This is a genomic window from Bacteroidota bacterium (genome assembly GCA_034439655.1).
Lineage (GTDB): Bacteria > Bacteroidota > Bacteroidia > UKL13-3 > UKL13-3 > CANJUD01.
Genome location: JAWXAU010000039.1, coordinates 1 through 19,305 on the forward strand (window position 1 = coordinate 1; position 19,305 = coordinate 19,305).

Consider the following 19,305-nt stretch of genomic DNA (forward strand, 5'->3'; position numbering starts at 1 on the left):
ATCGGAGTTCGCGGCGAGCGATACTACAATAAAATAAAGTGTCCGTTATAATTTGGCTTTTCTTATTTGAATTATGAAAGAGGTCTAATATATAATAGTAAAAAAAAAGGGGACAAATCACATTATAGTTCGGCATCACTATTCTAAAAACTATTATAGTTTAAGAAATGGTATTAGAGTTCGATTTATTTTGCAAGTGGTAAACTTTTAAAACCTACATTTGATGCATCAAATTTATAAATCGATACGACCAAGAAAAATAATACGAAAGTTTAAAATCACTCAAAAATTCAAACCCAATATAAAAATGAAGAAAATTATTCTCTCAATAATTATAACGCTGCCTTTCATTCAAACAACTTTAGGGCAAACAATTACGCTTTCTAAGCTCATAGAAATGGCCACCTGTAAAACGCTAAGTTCTTTTGACACACTGGTAAGGGCAGAAGGATTCACATTTAAAGCTGCAACAGAAAAAAAAGATAAGTCTATCCAAGATTTATACATCAAACAAACTAATTCCAATACCCTCCTTTTTAAGATTTTTTTGGTATATGTAGATTGGCATGACCAAAAACCGACAATAAGTTTTAAAGCGTCTTCAAATGCTTTACCTAATCTTATTACTCAAATTAAATCTGAATTAGAAACATTTGGCTTTTTAGAAACATTTGGAAGTCCGAAATCGGAAGGTGCAACGATTACTCATACGTATAAAAACACCAAATATGAAGTACTAATTTCTGATAAAACGATTAATGAAAATGGAAGTACTTACAATGAATTTCATATATATTTAATTTCACTTTGACATTATTTATATAATAGAAATTTAGCCCTCAGAGACCTCCTGATAGAAACCCAGCCGAGACGTCCTCGATAGCCCCGCCGCGGCGGGGGATACAATCATATCGCAAAAGGATGTACTTTTGTAACCCTATTAAAAACCTTTGGAGATACTGCTTAGCTGCCACCCAACGAAATTTGAAGAGACGACTATATGACAAATATTTTTACCGACTTATTTAACCTGCATAAAGGTGAGGAAAACAAGCATAAGACTTTACAGAATGTAAAAAGCAATATCTCTTTTACAGGTTCTAACCTTTGGATTTTGGCTTGTGCCATAATGGTGGCTTCGGTAGGACTTAACGTAAATTCGACAGCAGTAGTTATTGGAGCCATGCTTATTTCGCCTTTAATGGGGCCTATTGTTGGGGCTGGTTTTGCATTAGGCATTTATGACTTCAGCCTTCTAAGAAAATCAGTGCTGAATTTGTTAATTGCTACAATTGTGAGCTTAATTGTTGCGTCACTTTATTTTTTTTTAAGTCCGTTTAAAGAAGTCCAATCAGAATTATTGGCACGCACTTCACCTAATATTTATGATGTGCTCATTGCATTCTTTGGTGGTTTGGTTGGTGTAATAGCTATTACAAGAGTTGAGAAGGGAAACCCTATTCCAGGAGTAGCAATTGCAACAGCATTAATGCCCCCGCTATGCACAGCAGGTTATGGACTGGCAACTGCAAATTGGAAATTCTTTTTAGGTGCTTTGTTTTTATATTGTATCAATTGCGTTTTTATTTGCATTGCAACCTATAGCATTGTTAAGTATCTAAAGTATCCGGCTTCAAAACAAATAGATAAAAAGCATCAAAAGCAAGTAAGATATGGCGTAACGGCAATTGTTTTTCTAATGCTTGTGCCAAGTGCTTTTTTTGCTTTCACATTATACAAGGAGCAACAGTTTAAGCAATCGGCCAATTACTTTATTGAAAAGGAATTTACAGCCGATGGAAACACTTTGGTATATAAAAAGATAAACTATTCCACCACTTCCAGAACAATAGAATTGGCTTTTTTAAAAAAGACGTTTACTGACTTAGAAGTGCAACGGCTTAATGAAAAGCTCAAAAGTGCAGGGTTACAAAATACCACATTATTAATCAGGCAAAACTCTTCTGACAATTTACAAAGTTTAAAAAATGACATACTCAATGAAGTAAATAAAAAGGATAACGAATTAAGCGAAAAGGACCGACTTATAGCGGATTTAGAGCAGAAATTAAGTGAGAACACATTTGACAATAAACAATTGTTAAATGAAATTAAAATTTCGTTCCCTGCAATCACTGCGGTTTCGGTCTCAAAACAAAATATTGCGTTAAAAGACAGCACAAGGATTTCCACTGTATTTATGTATAATTCAAATCCAAAACTAATTAAAGCAGAAAAAGCCAAATTGAGAAATTGGATACTCAAAAAATTGAGCATTAACGATATTGAAATCATAGAGACAGAAAAATAAAATGAATATATACTTTGCTATAACTATGCTTATTTGCCTTTCCGCAGGCTTTGCTTACATTAATCAAAAGGTATTAAAACTTCCCTTTGTTATTGGTTTGTTTTTACTTTCTACTATTTTATCTATTATAGCTTTAAGTACCAGATTTTGGTTAAACTTGCCCTACGAGCATATTAAATTAGCCATTGCCAATGCACAAATTGATCGGATAATTTTAGATGTTTTGCTGGGTTTTTTATTATTCGCAGGTGCCATGCACACTAATTGGAAGGGCTTAAAAAAGCAAATTAAACCTATAGCATTATTTTCTTTAGCAGGTGTGTTGGTATCAACCATAATTATTGCAGTTTTATTTTACGGTATATCACAACTATTTCAGGTGCAAATAGATTTTATTTATTGCTTGCTATTTGGAGCATTAATTTCTCCTACTGATCCCATTGCAGTAATGGGCATTCTAGCCAAGGCAAATGTGCCTAAAGAAACATCGGAAAAAATTGTTGGCGAAAGCCTATTTAATGACGGTGTTGGTGTTGTGGTATTTATTGCATTATTAGATACTTTTAATTCAGGCAATTTTAGCTTTTCACAGTTCGGACTTTTATTTCTTCAAGAAGCAGTTGGCGGAATTGTAGCGGGATTAATTTTGGGTTATTGCTTGCATTTGTTTTTAAAATCGATCGACCATTATGAAACAGAAATATTATTGACGCTTGCTTTTGTAATGGGAGGTTTTGCTTTGTGTAACTACATTCATATTTCGGGGGCATTGGCCATGGTGGTATCGGGGCTCATGGTTGGCAACTTTAATAAAGACCTTGCCATGAGCGACACGACACAGGAATACGTACAAAAGTTTTGGGAGTTGATAGACGTTATATTAAATGCCATTCTCTTTATATTAATTGCATTTGTATTGATCGTAATTGACTTTAAAAGTTATTATATAGTTTTAGGATTCATTTCCATTTTCATAGTTTTGCTTTCAAGAGCCATCATTGTGTATTTCCCGCATTTGTTATTTCCAAAACTTTTAAAGCTAAACAACCAAGAAGCCAAACTCATTACCTGGGGCGGTTTACGAGGTGGCCTTTCTTTAGCCTTGGTATTATCATTACCTGATACTGAGACAAAAAATATTCTTTTAATAGCCACCTATTTTTGTGTGCTGTTCAGTATTTTAGTACAAGGCTTAACCATTGAAAGAATGGCAAAAACTGGCTAAGAGAACTTCAAGAACTGCTGAACACAATAGCAATAAAACAACGGATATATATACAAGTTAACAGCAAAAGTATTCAGAATATAAAAAGTCCATTTGATGGTTTATGACCCAAACCCTATTAGTGCATAAAAAAATAAAACGCTACTGAGTAGCGTGTATACACCCCAATATGGTAGTATAGGCGATAAAAGTAGCGGGTATATACTAGTTATAAGCAAGCCTAAAAGACGACAGTGCAACCATTAAACAGACGACTAAAAACCGAACATTAATACAAAGACAAACCATTTTGACAGGTGACCAACATACAGACCATATTACAAACGGACAACGAGTAAGCCGATCCCGAAAGCATTCGGGACCGACCCTTCTGTATTTTTTATTTTTGCCACCGCACATTCTTTTTAATTCAATTTTAGCCAGCCGCATCCCGAAAGATTTCGGGAGCACATTTGGTTTTGCCCCGACATCCCCATAGCTATCGGGACCGACCCTTCGGCAAAACCAAAAGAGCCACTTTTTGCTCCCGATAGCTATCGGGACACCAAAGACGATTTCGGTTATATTAAAACTATCTTTACCGACACAAAAACGAATTTTAAATTAATAGAATAGAAGAAATAAATGGCAATCAAAAAATCAGAATTATACAGTTCCCTTTGGGCGAGTTGTGACGAGTTAAGAGGTGGAATAGATCCAAGCCAATACAAGGATTATATTCTTGTGTTGTTGTTTGTGAAATATGTTTCCGACAAATATTCTGGTGATGCTGATGCAATTATTGAAATACCAGAAGGTGGTAGTTTCAAAGATATGCAAGCGTTGAAAGGCAATAAAGACATCGGTAATCAAATCAACATAATTATTGGAGTATTGGCTGGTGCTAATGATTTAAAAGGTGTGATTGATGTAGCCGACTTTGCCGATGATGACAAATTGGGCAAAGGCAAAGAAATGGTGGACAAGCTCACCAACTTGATTTCCATTTTTGAAAACCCTGCCCTCGACTTTAGTAAAAACCGAGCAGGTGGTGACGATATTTTAGGCGATGCTTTTGAATACCTGATGAAAAACTTTGCTACCGAAAGCGGAAAAAGCAAAGGGCAATTTTATACGCCAAGTGAAGTAAGCCGTGTAATGGCAAAAGTGCTGAGCATTCAAAATGCAACCAACAAAACTACTTTTTATGACCCTACCTGCGGTTCGGGTTCTTTGCTATTAAAAGCATTGGACAAAGCCGATGGCAAAGGCACTATTTACGGACAAGAGAAAGATGTGGCAACTGCTGCCTTGGCTCGTATGAATATGATTTTGCACGGGCAGGAAGCTATTGAAATACACCGAGGACAAAGCACCCTTTCGGACCCGTTTTTTAAAGACGGTAATGGGCATTTAAAAACATTACTAATTGCAGTAATTCTGTTTCACCTATCGGTAATTGCTAAGGTTGTTCCCTATGACATAGCTTGGGGCGGGCGGCTTGAAAGTGATTCTGAAATGTATATTTGAATCAATTTCGATTATGATAGTCTTATTTTGGGTCTTGTGTTGCTTATGAAAGGCGACTATCTAAAATTGCGTTTTAAAAATAAAACGATAAACATAATACTATGGATTTTTACTGTTCTATTCCTTCTGAATACTATTGGAAACGTTTTCGCCAAAACAAACTTTGAGAAATCATTCGCAGTTTTAACTTTTCTATTCGCTATACTTATTTGGACGATTTTGAAAAGTAAAAGCATTGTTGCAACAAAATATAATAAAGACGAAATAAAATAAATGACAGACAAACAAATCGACAGAGTTAAGCTCAAAATAAACAAGTATAAAAAATTACTTGCGTTAGACAAAAAACATTGGGGCGGATTTTATCACGATGGACAAGGAATTCGATATTTAATCCCTCAACTTTATATTCAAATTAAAGACTACAAAGGTGGGCAAAAATATTTCAATTGGTTTGACAAGAATTTTCCAAACGACAGTTGTTATCCGATTTTCTTATTTGAGTATGCATTTGTTTTATATAAGTGTGGCAAAATAAGCGAAGCAGAAAAAAAAATTCATTCCACATTTTTTTCAAACACTTATTTGCTTGACAAATTTCTTGAAAAAGAGTTTTTAGAACTTGGCAAGGATGAAAGTTCGAGTTGGGAACTTCAAAGTGTGACGGCACATTTTCATTATAATAAAAACGATGAAGAATTTATAGATTTTGCAAATTGGACAACTCAACAACTTCAAACAAGAAAATTTTTAGATAAAGCAAATAGATTTGTAGAAATAGAACAACAATTAAAAACCGAACCCGTTGGACAAAAAAGAACAAAACTTGTGAATGAATTAAGTAAATTGCGATATGATTAAAATAACTTTTCTATCATATATATCCCTTATCGGGCGTTCGCCACAGCGAATGCCCGAACCCTACGCCATCTCACGTCAGCTACCTCATTCGCCGCAGCGAACCGAATCTCATCCGCCTGCGGCGGACCAAATCCTATTCCCCTACCTTTGCACCAATGAACAATAATATAAAAATGGTAGCCAAAACCTTATCAGGGCTTGAGGATGTAATGGTTGCGGAGCTTGAGAACTTAGGGGCTACAGAAGTGGTGAAGGCCAATAGGGCTGTATCGTTCGAGGGCAGCATGAAAACATTATATGAAGTAAATTATTTGTGTCGCACTGCGTTGCGGGTGCTTATTCCTATTACTACTTTTAAAGTAAACGACCAGCAAGAACTGTATGACGAGATTGGCAAAATAGACTGGGCCACTTATATAGAAGAGAACGACACCATAGCCGTAGACAGTGTGGCCAATGCTTCGGTATTTACCAATAGTATGTTTGTGAGCATGAAGGTGAAGGATGCTATTGTGGATCAGTTTAGAAATAAAACAGGGGTTCGTCCCTCAGTATATACACAAGACCCAGACCTCCGAATTAATATACATATATATAAAGACGATTGCACTGTGAGCTTGGATAGTTCGGGCAGTTCGCTGCACAAACGTGGCTATAGATTGGAGAGCAATAAAGCACCATTGAACGAAGTACTGGGTGCAGGATTGGTATTATTAAGCGGTTGGGATAAGGAAAGTAATTTCGTAGACCCTATGTGTGGTTCGGGAACTTTACTAACTGAAGCTGCAATGTATGCTAAAAATATTCCACCAGGATATTTTCGTAAAACATATAGTTTTATGTACTGGAAAGGCGAATATGCGTATGATGAAAAATTATGGAATGAAATAGTTGCAACTGCTGAAAAGAATATAGTTCCATTGAAAGCTATAATGGTAGGAAGTGATAGTGCGAAATCTAGTATCGCTATTGCCAAAAGTAATTTAAAATCGGCAGGAGTGAGGGAGGATATAACCATACAAAATCAATTGTTTCAAGACAGCACAGCTCCCGATGGCACAGGTGTAGTAATAATGAACCCGCCCTATGGCGAACGCTTAGATAAAGATGATGTAGAAGTGTTATATAAAGATATGGGCGATACGCTTAAAACAAAATACCAAGGTTATGATGCTTGGATTATATCGAGCAATATGGAAGCGATAAAAAAGATAGGATTAAAAGCTTCAAAAAAAATTGTTATATATAATGGTCCCCTGGAATGTAGGTTCTTGAAATATGAAATGTATAGGGGAACGAAGAGGGTGTTTGTGGATGGGGTGGAGGTGAAGTAGTGGTCAGTTATGAGTAATAAGTACGCTGACGCAGCCATTAGCAGTTTTTGCCAGAATGAGAATCTTCGCACTAAGCATCGTTTAGAATGACGTCTTTGGAATTTCGATTCGCCGCGTGGAAGCTTCAGTAGAGCCTCACTCGCAATGACATTAACATTATACCAATTCTTAAACTATAATAGTTCTCGCAATACAAAGCTCAGTGTGCATTTACGTTAAACTCTTAGCTTAGTTCAGGACGAAATACAAATTCATCTAAAGGCATCCAACTTACACGTTCTATCATATCTTTTAAAAATATATTTGCAACTAGTTTTTGATTCAATGTAGTAAATAAAAATTTGCTCCATTTGAAGATATTTAATTGTGTAAGGTTATCATCATCACAGGGGAAATTTTCTACTTCTTTAAACTCGGGCATCGCCATAAATTTTCCGTTTAAATCAAATTTACGTCCATGATACCTGCAACGCAAATGTGCAGCAGCACAAGGTTTTTCAGCAATTATATTTCCTCGATGCGTGCATACATTGGACAATAAATGTATATCATTATTCTTATCTTTTGTAAGTAATAATGGTTCGTCCAAATAATTTTCCAACAGGGTAAAAGGGAAGAGGTCGTTATGTTGCGGAACTAAGTCAGTATTCCCTATAAACTGCCAGGAAGGTGCAAATATTTTTTCTTTACATTGCTCAAATATTTCTATCCTTTTGTAGAAATCGGTATGAAGGGTTTTTGCTTTTGCAATATCAGGATCAACAGAGAAATCAGTCATGGTTGTAAATGGATTTGAGGCTGTAAATTAAATACAAAAAAGGGAGAAAATAAAAGTATATTCTCAAAAAGCCACTTCACAAGATTATATTTGCAAAGTGACTCACAAATCCACAAACATGAAAAAGGCCATATATAGCTTGTTGATGCTTTTCCCTTATTTTTGCTCTGCCCAGCAGGGGAATGAAATATATTTGTTTGATATGAAAGTGCAAAAGAACAAAATTATATTATCAAATCCTCAAAATATTACACAGCACAGGGGTTACGACAACCAACCTTTTTTTCACCCAAGCAAACCAATTATATATTATACTTCAGAAATTGACACCACTAATACCGATATCAAATATTATAATTATAAAACCAAAGAAACAAAACGATTTACGATTACCAAAAATTTGCGAGAGTACTCCCCTACTGTTATGCCCAATGGGAAGTATATATCATGCATTATACAGCGAGAAAATGGGAAACAGGATTTGGGCAAATACCTAATAGATAATGCAAGTGACAGTGCTATTGAATTAATCAATAATTTGAAAGTGGGCTATCATACTTGGATAGATCAATCGAACTTGCTTCTATTTGTGCTTGGTGACTCATCAAACGATTTGCATTTATACAATAGTGTGAGCAAAAAAGACACTATACTAGCGAGAAAAGTTGGTCGTGCATTACATAAAATTCCACAGCAAGAAGCAATGAGTTTTATTGATAAAAGTAATGACAGCAATTGGTTTGTTAAACGATATGATATAGTCGCAAAAAGTATTACAACTATCATCCCAACACTTAAAAACAGTGAAGATTTAACTTGGTTGAAAGATGGAACTATGCTAATGAGTGATGGACAGAAAATATACCTTTGTCATCCAAATGGCAACTATATTTGGAAACAACTTACCATCAATGATGATACAAGTATCCTTGAAAAAACAACACGATTGGCAGTAAATAAACAAAATAATAAAATAGCAGTTGTAGTTTCGGAATAATATTGCAAGAAAAGTTAAAAACCAATAATGAAAGGTTTAGCATTTACTTCCTCACAAAGGCCAGTCCTTACCAAAAGACTGTTATACACAATCGTCGGCACTTTTTACTTTTCACCTCTCAAGATTTATTGGCGTCAGCACTTTTCACTTTTCACTAACCATTAACCATTATGATAAAATCTCTCTCCCTATTATTAATTACTATCATATCTGCACCTATGTTCTCGCAGGTAAGTCCTCCTATTTTGCCAAATACTTCTGCGGTTGTTACTTGTTTTCCTGACACAGCAGGATACAAAACAATTACTGTTGGGCCAACAAATAGAGATTATACTGATTTGCAAAAAGCAATCAATGCTGCCAATTTAGGAACTATTATAGTGTTGGATGCGGGCGAAATATTTAAAGGTGGTTTTACTTTACCTAAAAAAACGCTGGGCACAGGTTGGATTATTATAACAAGTTCGAGAATGGATTTGCTATCTGGCGATGAAATAAGAGTGAGCCCAACTGCTGCTACAGGCAATGCTACATATACAACACAAGCCAGTGCAATGGCAAAAATTATTACCACAAACACTTCCGGAATTCCATGTTTTGTTACCCAAACAAATGCACACCATTATAGATTTGTTGGCTTAGAAATTACTGCCGATGTGGCTGTGGTGAACAGTTATGGTTTGATAAATTTAGGCGATGGTTCTTCTGCACAAAATTCGATGAGCCAAGTGCCGGAATATTTTGTAATCGATAGATGCTATATACATGGCCATACGCAGGCTACTATAATGAAATTTGGCGTTCGCCTCGATTGTGCCAATGCCGCAATTATCGATTCTTATATATCCGATTTCCATAGCGTGGGTTATGATGCCCAAGCTATATCGGGTGTAAATGGGCCAGGACCTTTTAAAATTATCAATAACTATTTGGAAGCATCGGGCGAGAATATATTGTTTGGTGGTGGAGCTGCTGCAATTGCCGGACTTGTGCCTAGTGATATAGAAATTAGACAAAACTATTTTCACAAACCTTGGTCGTGGAAAGTGGGCCACGCAAGCTATGCAGGCAAGCATTGGACTATCAAAAATATATTTGAATTAAAAACAGGAAAGCGTGTTTTATTTGACGGAAATATATTAGAAAACTCGTGGGCGGATTTACCGACAGGCCAAAGTGGATATGCCATTTTGCTTACTATAAGAACGGAAGGTGGAGGTTCGCCACAAGCGGAAGTGAGTGATATAACGATTAGCAATAATATAATAAAACATGTGGGTGCAGGAATCACTTTTGCAGGCACTGATGGTGGTGCAGGCATACAATCGAAAAGAATAAAGATATATAATAATCTATTTGAAGATATTAATGGCCCCACATTGGGCGATGCAAATATATATGGCCCGAATGATGGTACTTTTATTAAATTTGGGCAAGTACACGATGTTATTATAGACCACAATACTATTTTTCAAACTGGAGCAATTACTTGGGCTTTTGATACAAGTAGCGGATTTATTTATACCAATAATATTTCCCATAGTTTTGTCTCCACTGGCGGATACCAAGGCATTTATGGGCCAGGCTATCAGCAGGGCAATGCGACTATCGCACATTACTTTCCTGATATTACCGATGCAAATAAAAGAATTAATAAAAATGTGATGATAGGTGGTAATGCAAATAAATATACTAACTATAATACTTCGAGTATGAATTACTTTCCGGCTACTGCTAGCAATGTTGGATTTATAAATTATTCAAATGGAATTACCGACTATCATAACTATGCTCTTTTAACAACCAGTATTTATCATAATACTGCTACTGATAATAAAGATATCGGTGCCAATTTTATCATAATGGATTCGGCCTTCCAAGCCAAGAGAGACTGCATTTCAAAAACAGGCATTCAAATATTTTCAAAAAGAAATTCAATGCACATTAGCGTTTATCCCAATCCTACAAAAACCAATATTTCTATCTATACCGAAAGCAATATTGGCAAAAGCTATTATATAAATGATATGAGCGGAAAACTAATTTTAAGCGGCAAGATTACAAGCAGTGAATTTGAATTAAATACTGAATTGCTTAACACTGGAGTATATGTTTTAAGTATTGCATTTGAAAATGAGATTGTGCATGAGAAGGTAGTTGTTGAATAACTAAAACTTGAAAACTAAAAGCTAAAAGTTGATAGATTACTTATCGGTTCGCAGCAAATAGCTGTTGCATGGCGTCAGCACTTTTAACTTTTAACTTTTAACTAAATAAATACCGCCACCAAGGTATAAGCCAGACGTAATTCAATCTACTATATTTGCAACATAAATAATACCATTATGAAAAATATATTAGCTGCCATTTTATTATACTGTTCTTTTGGAACTGCCGCACAAACTGGCACAATTGAACGTTGCGAGCTCAGCTACGACTCTGTTGGTTATTGCATTGATGGGAAAATAGTGATTGACTATATTTATCAGCAAGGTTCAGAATTTTATGGTGATGCTGCCGCAGTAATGAACCGCCGACACAAATGTGCTTTGATTAATAAAGAAGGAAAGGAAATTACGGCTTTTATTTATGATGAGTTGGTGTCTTGTTATTATTTCCCAACTTACTTTGCATACAAGCTGGGCAACTATGTGGGCTTAATTGATGACAAAGGGAAGGAAGTTTTCCCTTTCAAATATGATTCAAAATATTTCCAATGGGACTTTCAAGTGGATGGTGGAGCTGCGTATTATGATAGCAGCAATATTTTTGTCTTTGCACAAAATGGAAGATATGCAGCATTGAATTGTTTTGGCAAACCCATCACCGATTTTATTTATGACCATATAGATGTAAATTATATGTGGTATGTGGATAAAAAAGTAGCTGAAGTGATTGTTGTAAAAAAGAATGGAAAGGTAAAATTGATGCATACCAACGGAAAAATTGAGGACAAATACCAGTACGATGCCTTTCTGGGTTTTTGGGGACACGACTGTGTGTTTAGGAAAGGCAAGAAAATTAAATTTTTCAATGCCGAAACTTGGCGTATCGTAAAAACCCATCTAGATGAAGATGGCTTTATCACTGCAAGGATTTTTGAAGCAGAAGAAAATGGTAAAAAAGGTTTGGTTGATAGCATTGGCAGAATAATCATTCCTATTATATATGATGGCATACAAAGTATTCAAATTCCAAAGGATATCAGTAAATTTATTATCGCAGTTCAAAATAACAATAAATGGGGAGTACGATCGGGCGAAGACAAAGAACTTATTTCGATGCTTTATGATGAAGTAAGTTCTATATGTTTTGGCGTTCAAAATATGATAAAAGTAAAACAAAATGAAAAATGGGCTATGTTTGATATGGGCACAAAACTATCTGAATTCAAATATGATAATATGGGTTGCCAAAGTGACAAATCGGCCTATATAGAAATAGGTGATAAAAAAGGCGAATTGTTTTTTGATGGGAAAGAGGTTTGGAAATAGTTACTAGTGGTCAATAGCAAGTGGTCAGCTAGTTTATAAGTGTCTAAAGAACTAATTACTACTGTCGCACTGCCTACTGCCCGCCGCGGCGGGCTGACCATTAGTTACTGACTACAATACCCTAAATTTGCCCCATGAAATGGCTAAGGTTAACACGAATACATTCACTAATTGAGTGGACCAAAAGCAAGCTTACCAAAAGGCAATTCATCCTGTTATCAAGCGTGTTAGTTGGGCTTTCGTCGGGGCTTGCCGCTATTTTGCTCAAATTTTTCGTGCATTATGTTTTTATCATTGCCACTTTGGGTAAGGATGACAATCTCAAGTACTTATTGTTAATTCTGCCTTTAAACGGAATTCTATTAACGGTTTTGGTCGTACGAAAAGTACTGAAAGGCAAGCTTGAAAAAGGATTGGCCCCCATACATGAGGCCATCAAAAACAATGAGAGCATCATACCCAAAGAGCAAACCTATGCACAGATAATTACGAGCTCGCTTACAGTAGGAATGGGAGGTTCAGCAGGATTGGAAGCACCTATTGTGATTACGGGTGCAGCATTGGGCTCCAACTATGCCACTACCTATAATTTAACCATAAAAGAGAGGACTTTATTGCTTGCTTGTGGTGTCGCCGCAGGTATTGCAGCGGCTTTCAATGCACCCATAGCGGGAGTTTTGTTTGCCTTAGAAGTTTTATTATTGGATGTGGCCATGTCGGCATTTACGCCCGTAATTATTGCTGCTGCTACTGGAGCTTTAATTTCTAAAATTCTATTACAAGATGATATATTGCTGTCGTTCACTTTGCAACAACCTTTCGACTATTATAATGTCCCTTTCTATATATTGTTGGGCATTTTTGCAGGTTTGGTTTCTGTTTATCATAGTCGTACTTTTAGCAAAATTGAAAGATTGTTTAGCAAGAAGAAAAAAAAGACATATATCAATGTTTTTGCAGGTGGTATAGCCTTGGCTGGCCTGATATTTATTTTCCCCAGTTTGTTTGCCGAAGGTTTTGAAAGTATCAAAGTATTATCATTACAAAAACCTGAAAATTTATTAGACGATAGTTTTTTTCATCAATATAAAAACAATGAATGGTTTGTATTATTATTTGTAGGTGTACTTATATTCATTAAAGCAATTGCGACGGCCATTACCATAGGCAGTGGCGGGAATGGTGGAAATTTCGCACCTTCGCTTTTTGTGGGTGCATATTTAGGTTTTTTCTTTTCGCGTTTAATCAATTTATTAAACTTTACTTCATTGCCCGAAAGCAATTTTACCATTGTAGGAATGGCTGGAATACTAAGTGGAATTTATCATGCTCCTTTAACTGCTATTTTTTTAATTGCAGAAATTACTGGAGGTTATACTTTAATGATTCCTTTGATGATTGTAGCATCGATAAGTTTTGCTATATCAAGATATTTTGAACCTTACTCTTTGGACAGGAAGAAATTTAATGTGTCGCCTGCAGTTAATAGGTAGGGACTTCCCGTCATTCCAACTCCGCAATCTTGCGGAGTTGGAGCGAAGAATCTGATGTATTCGAAAACGAGGCTACAGTAATACCAAAACTCAATATCAAGAATATTTTGCTACTGCTATTGCTGATATTGCTGAGCAAAATATACAAATATTCCCAAGTCCAAGTAATGGCAACTTTAATATTTATTTGAACAATATATCTGCCGAGAAATTATATATAGATATGTATGACCTCAATGGCAAAAAAGTAACTCAAGTATATAATGTAATGTTAATGCCTAACTACATCCCGAAAGCCCCGCTTAATCCCGATAATTATCGGGATGCGGGGAGATTAGTCCCTTTCTTTTGGACTATTATATATTGAGTGTCGGTATAAATTTTAGAAATACTGTTTCATTCCAAAATACACCTTTGGCTAATGGGATGTATATACTAAATATCTCAACTGGAGATAGGAACTATTGCAAACGTATTACTATAAGCAATTAATTCTTCATACAATTTTGCAGAAGGGCCTCGGAGTAATTTTCGAGGCTCTTCTTTTGTGGCAGAAATTTGCATTACATTTGTGCAAATAAAACTTCATCTATGTTAAGAACCCTATTAATCGGACTTATTATACTTCTATCGTATAAATCGCAGAGCCAAGACCCTAATTCTGAAACCGACAGAATCACTACTTTCTGCAAAGTATGGGGATTTTTTAAATATTACCATCCCGAGGTTACTGCAAAAAAAATGAAATGGGACGATGAATTCAGGGCCCAGTTAAAACAACTTGATTCGCTTAATACCAAAAAAGAAATCAATAAGTTTTATTCCAAATGGCTCAAGAGTTTGGGCGGTGTGAAAGCTTGTAAAGAATGTAATAATAATGTAGCAGACAGCTTAAAAATAAATCTGGATTTGACTTGGATGAATGACTCTATCAGTTTCGAAAAAGAGGTGATTAAGCAATTACATTATATAGAAAAAAACAGGAATCAAGATACCAAATCATATATATCAGAAGGAGCCCCTGAGCAAGGCCCAGAATGGAAAGAAAAAGGATACTATGATTCTATAATGCCATCCAGAGAATTACGTTTACTGGGATTGGCTCGTTATTGGAATATTATCAATTACTTTTTTCCTTACAAAAATATAATAGGCGAAGATTGGAACAATGTTTTGGTAGATATGATTCCAAAATTTATTAATGCGAATGATACTGTTGCTTATCGATATGCCGTGCTTGAATTGATTGCTCGCATCAACGATACACATGCCATGCCATTCGGACATCAATCTGAATATTATGGAACCAAATTTATTCCATTTACGATAAAAATAATTGATAATAAACCCATCGTCACGGGTTTCAAAAATGATTCACTTGCTAAAATAGATGATATACAATATGGCGATGTTTTTCTAAAAATAAATAATATAGAAATTGATACACTCATCAATCAAAAACTAAAATATATACCCGCTTCCAATATGCCTGCCAAGTTGCGGAATTTAAGCAAAGTAATACTCAATGGAGATTCGGATATGATAGAAGTTACTTATGATAGAAATGGCACGGTAAATACAAAAATGATACACAGGTACTATTATGAAGAATTAAAATATATACCCCGAGAGCATGCTGATACTGCGGTTTGGAAAATTGTAGAAACCAATATTGGTTATGTGAATATGGGCAATCTTAAAAAAAATGATGTGATGGATGTGATAGTGCGATTGAAAAATACACAAGCTATTATATTCGATTTGAGAAATCACCCCAATGGAACCCAACGAGACCTCTCTCTATTGCTCAATCACGAGAAATTGCCTTTTGCAAAATTCACCCTACTTGATTTAAAATATCCAGGCGTAATTAGTTATACCGAACCCATCATGTGTGGCTCTAATACTAACTATTATTATCAAGGAACTGTGGTGATTTTGGTGGACGAAAATACCCAAAGTCATGGCGAATTTACTTGTATGGCATTGCAAACTGCTCCCAAAGTAAAGGTAATTGGTAGCCAAACTGCAGGTGCTGACGGTAATGTTTCTATGATCGTATTTCCTGGTGGTATTGAAACTTATATGTCGGGTATTGGGGTGTTTTATCCTGATGGTAAGGAAACACAAAGAGTAGGAATAGTTCCCGAAGTAGCAGTGACTCGTACTATTGAAGGTATTAGAGCACAAAGGGATGAAGCCTTTGAATTGGCAATAGAAATTATTAAGAATTATTAGTATATATATAGTGGGTGATTCTACCAAAAGCAAAACCTTGTATTTATTCATGAACCCAAAAAGTTGGGATGAATGGATTAAATATTTTGAAGAAAAAGGATATACTTGCCATGCTCCTGCCTATGGATATCATATAGGTGAACCAAATGAACCAATTGAGAATGACCCTGATTTAACAGACAAAAAATTCCCAAGAAATCCAACTATGACTTATCGTTCAACGCATCCATTTAAAGCTGATGAAGAAATTACTATTTGGCAAGGACATCCAACCGAGCAAGTTAAAGCAATGAAATACGGAATACCTTAACTTAAACAGCAAGGAATTAATTCTTTAAATGACGAATAACATAGGACACCAATTTACATAACAAGTACAACGAAACGCTTACAGCTATTTTATATGAACATACAAGAACAAATTAAAAAGTATATTGCCAGCCAACCTGAAGCAAAACGTGTGGACATCGAATCATTGCACCAACGCATACTTGAAGCTTTGCCAAAATGTAAACTATGGTTCTTAGACGGAAAAGACAATAAAGGTAAAATTGTTTCTAATCCTAATGTAGGATATGGACTTCAAACAATAAAATATGCTGACGGAAAGACCAAAGAGTTTTATCAAATTGGTATAAGTGCAAACACGACAGGAATATCTGTTTATATAGTGGGCATTGAAGACAAAAAATATTTGCCAGCAGGACAAGCAAAATTTACATTAATAGAAGTAGAAGATATTGGTTCCGTAGCTGCTAAAATATTAACCGAACCACAAAACCATTTCAATAAAAGTTATAAATTGATCAACTACGAAACATTTACATTTACTGAAATGGCTGAAAGAATTAGTAATGGAATTGGAAAGACAATAAATTTCATTTCAACTAATTTATTGTCTTTCTTTTAACTAAACGAAAAGTTAATATGCCTTCAATGCTTATATTAGTGATGATTATGTTGCATTACTTTCCAAGATTTCAAAAAACGCCAAAGACAACGAATTGCGTAAAAATTATTACGGGACAAGAGCCAATATCTTTTGACAACTTTGTTCTCACAAATAAAAAAAAATTACAATAACAGGAAGCTATAACATAAGTTTTGGTCGAGCTTTTGCATACAACCAAACATTTGCAAAAGCGGTAGAAACTTTTTTAATTTTTAATATGGAAAGCCTAGCAACAATTGCATCTTTATTGAAACATTTTGGTACACAAAGGTGTTCCAAAAAAGGCGGAAGCAAACAGCATGTTATAGCCAACAGCGAGGACCAATCCTCCCAAAGAATACCCCCCGTTCACAAAAAGACTTTCGTGCAATGACTTGTTGTTATGAATGAATAGACTATCTTTGTGAGAAACCGAAGTATAGATGGCGTTAAACCTTATAGACCTTCATAAATTTAACAAAAAAATGGCCGATAAACAGCAAGATCCTAAAGTACTCAGAAGCCAATATATTCCCACTTCGGAATTTTATAGCCAGATAATAGATAGTTTGCAAGATTATTCTATCCTGACGTTAGATAATGAATTAAAAATTAATAGTTGGAGTTCTGGTACGGTTACCATTTTTGGTTATGAAGCGGAAGAGGTTTTAGGTAAAGATTTCGATATCATTTTTACTGAAGAGGATAGAAAAATTGGGATTCCACAGGGTGAAATTGACAAAGCATTAAAAGAAGGTAGGGCTGTAGATAACCGTTGGCATATATGTAAAGATGGAAGTACATTTTATGCTTATGGCTTAGTGTTTCCGCTTACGGGCATTGATGGAGAAATGCTGGGTTATGTAAAAATACTGCGTGACCTTACAGAGAGAAAGAAAGCAGAAGATTCCATTAAAAATTATGTTAAAGAATTGGAAGAATTGAATACCCATAAAGAGAGTGTGCTTGCAATTCTGTCTCACGATTTGCGAAGTCCGCTGTCATCAATTATTGGAACTGCCAGTTATCTGAAGGATAATTTTGCAAAGATGAAACCCGAGGCACTAAAAGAAATGTTGGAACTTCTTTATAGTTCATCACTAGAGGGGTTAAACATGTTAGACTATTTGGTGGAATGGGCAAGAATAAAATATGCATCAGAAGTGTTTTCTCCCTCAAAAATTGAACTTGTAAAATATATAAATCAGATTTTTGATATGCTGAAGGAAACGGCCCAAGTAAATGGAATTAATCTTCATCACGAAATTGAAGAAAACGAAAGGGTTTTTGCCGATGCAAAAATGCTACTTTCTATTTTACAAAACATAGTGTCAAATGCTATAAAGCATACTAATCCTGGAGGAAAAATCTTCATTACTGCAAAAAGAAACGAAGATAAACTTATTATAGAAGTGAAGGATAGTGGTATTGGAATGTCGAAAGAAATAATGGCAAAACTTTTTGCTCCGCAAATGGCTTCACTCGCTAAAGCACGAGCTAAAAATAAAGGAGCTGGTATTGGTTTATTATTAGTAAAAGGTTTTTTGGAAAGAAACGGTGGTGAAATTTGGGTGGAAAGCATAGAAGGTGAAGGTTCCTCTTTTTATTTTACCTTACCAATAAACAAGCCCGCTGACAAAATGGAAAGTCTAAACAAGCTAGACCTTAATTAGAGCACTAGCTCGACTTTTATAAGAAATCTTCAAGCGAAAATTTAAGGAGCTTTGGCATTTGTGTATTCAAGACATAATCCGCATTGAAAATACCAAAATGGCAGCAAATATCAAACAACAGTAGTGTTTCTAAAAGGTCTGGATTGTAAACACTATGAAAAAATCCTATACAACACTCGTAAAGCTCAAATAGAACAGGAACCCGAACTTTTCAAAAAACTCAATAATGACATTTGGGAATTTAGAACTTTATATCAGGATTACAGTATAGACTTCTTGAATTTGGGACAAAACTTTTTCAACTGAAACGTTAGTTATACCGAAACTCAATATATAATAGTCCAAAAAAAGGGGACTAATCTCCCCGCATCCCGATAATTATCGGGATTAAGCGGGGCTTTCGGGATGTAGTTCGGCATTACCACCGAAACTCAATATATAATAGTCCAAAAGAAAGGGAC

The 19,305-nt window shown here is 35.3% G+C and carries 17 protein-coding genes; 16 read left to right on the forward strand and 1 reads right to left on the reverse strand.

Features of this window, described 5'->3' with window-relative positions; all coding sequences use genetic code 11:
• Positions 1-307: 307 nt before the first annotated feature.
• From SGJ10_02430 to SGJ10_02455, 6 genes are all read left to right on the forward strand, one after another.
• On the forward strand, positions 308-811 hold the full coding sequence (locus SGJ10_02430; protein ID MDZ4756982.1) for a hypothetical protein: 504 nt from the start codon (positions 308-310) through the stop codon (positions 809-811).
• Positions 812-1,000: 189 nt separating this feature from the next.
• Entirely contained in the window at positions 1,001-2,311 is a 1,311-nt protein-coding gene (locus SGJ10_02435) for a TIGR00341 family protein (protein MDZ4756983.1), read from the forward strand.
• Between the two features lies 1 nt (position 2,312).
• On the forward strand, positions 2,313-3,536 hold the full coding sequence (locus SGJ10_02440; protein MDZ4756984.1) for a sodium:proton antiporter: 1,224 nt from the start codon (positions 2,313-2,315) through the stop codon (positions 3,534-3,536).
• A 624-nt stretch (positions 3,537-4,160) separates the two neighbouring features.
• On the forward strand, positions 4,161-5,045 hold the full coding sequence (locus SGJ10_02445; GenBank protein MDZ4756985.1) for a class I SAM-dependent DNA methyltransferase: 885 nt from the start codon (positions 4,161-4,163) through the stop codon (positions 5,043-5,045).
• Positions 5,046-5,318: 273 nt separating this feature from the next.
• Complete coding sequence (locus tag SGJ10_02450; GenBank protein ID MDZ4756986.1) at positions 5,319-5,906, forward strand: hypothetical protein; 588 nt, start codon at positions 5,319-5,321, stop codon at positions 5,904-5,906.
• A 155-nt stretch (positions 5,907-6,061) separates the two neighbouring features.
• Positions 6,062-7,240, forward strand: coding sequence for a class I SAM-dependent RNA methyltransferase (locus SGJ10_02455; protein MDZ4756987.1), 1,179 nt, complete (start codon positions 6,062-6,064; stop codon positions 7,238-7,240).
• 223 nt (positions 7,241-7,463) lie between these two features.
• On the opposite strand, the gene SGJ10_02460 is transcribed toward SGJ10_02455, so the two are convergent.
• Positions 7,464-8,018, reverse strand: coding sequence for a Rieske (2Fe-2S) protein (locus SGJ10_02460; protein ID MDZ4756988.1), 555 nt, complete (start codon positions 8,016-8,018; stop codon positions 7,464-7,466).
• 97 nt (positions 8,019-8,115) lie between these two features.
• Between SGJ10_02460 and SGJ10_02465 the strand changes: the two genes are divergently transcribed.
• The 10 genes from SGJ10_02465 to SGJ10_02510 all read left to right on the forward strand — a co-directional run bounded on the left by SGJ10_02465 (position 8,116) and on the right by SGJ10_02510 (position 19,150).
• The gene (locus SGJ10_02465; GenBank protein ID MDZ4756989.1) at positions 8,116-9,015 is read left to right on the forward strand and encodes a hypothetical protein; all 900 of its coding nucleotides are present in this window, start codon (positions 8,116-8,118) and stop codon (positions 9,013-9,015) included.
• Between the two features lie 170 nt (positions 9,016-9,185).
• Positions 9,186-11,183 carry a T9SS type A sorting domain-containing protein gene (locus tag SGJ10_02470; protein ID MDZ4756990.1) on the forward strand — a complete coding sequence of 666 codons (1,998 nt, stop codon included), beginning with the start codon at positions 9,186-9,188 and terminating at the stop codon, positions 11,181-11,183.
• A 177-nt stretch (positions 11,184-11,360) separates the two neighbouring features.
• Positions 11,361-12,509: a WG repeat-containing protein gene (locus tag SGJ10_02475; protein ID MDZ4756991.1), complete on the forward strand. Its 1,149-nt coding sequence runs from the start codon at positions 11,361-11,363 to the stop codon at positions 12,507-12,509.
• A 134-nt stretch (positions 12,510-12,643) separates the two neighbouring features.
• Positions 12,644-14,002 carry a chloride channel protein gene (locus tag SGJ10_02480; GenBank protein ID MDZ4756992.1) on the forward strand — a complete coding sequence of 453 codons (1,359 nt, stop codon included), beginning with the start codon at positions 12,644-12,646 and terminating at the stop codon, positions 14,000-14,002.
• Positions 14,003-14,150: 148 nt separating this feature from the next.
• Positions 14,151-14,369: a T9SS type A sorting domain-containing protein gene (locus SGJ10_02485; GenBank protein ID MDZ4756993.1), complete on the forward strand. Its 219-nt coding sequence runs from the start codon at positions 14,151-14,153 to the stop codon at positions 14,367-14,369.
• Between the two features lie 224 nt (positions 14,370-14,593).
• Entirely contained in the window at positions 14,594-16,240 is a 1,647-nt protein-coding gene (locus SGJ10_02490; protein MDZ4756994.1) for a S41 family peptidase, read from the forward strand.
• Between the two features lie 49 nt (positions 16,241-16,289).
• Entirely contained in the window at positions 16,290-16,550 is a 261-nt protein-coding gene (locus SGJ10_02495; protein MDZ4756995.1) for an NAD(+)--rifampin ADP-ribosyltransferase, read from the forward strand.
• Between the two features lie 93 nt (positions 16,551-16,643).
• Complete coding sequence (locus SGJ10_02500; GenBank protein MDZ4756996.1) at positions 16,644-17,150, forward strand: NmrA family NAD(P)-binding protein; 507 nt, start codon at positions 16,644-16,646, stop codon at positions 17,148-17,150.
• Between the two features lie 506 nt (positions 17,151-17,656).
• The gene (locus SGJ10_02505) at positions 17,657-18,844 is read left to right on the forward strand and encodes a PAS domain-containing sensor histidine kinase (GenBank protein ID MDZ4756997.1); all 1,188 of its coding nucleotides are present in this window, start codon (positions 17,657-17,659) and stop codon (positions 18,842-18,844) included.
• A gap of 123 nt (positions 18,845-18,967) precedes the next feature.
• Positions 18,968-19,150, forward strand: a complete 183-nt coding sequence (locus tag SGJ10_02510) for a type II toxin-antitoxin system RelE/ParE family toxin (GenBank protein ID MDZ4756998.1) — start codon at positions 18,968-18,970, stop codon at positions 19,148-19,150.
• Positions 19,151-19,305 lie beyond the last annotated feature (155 nt).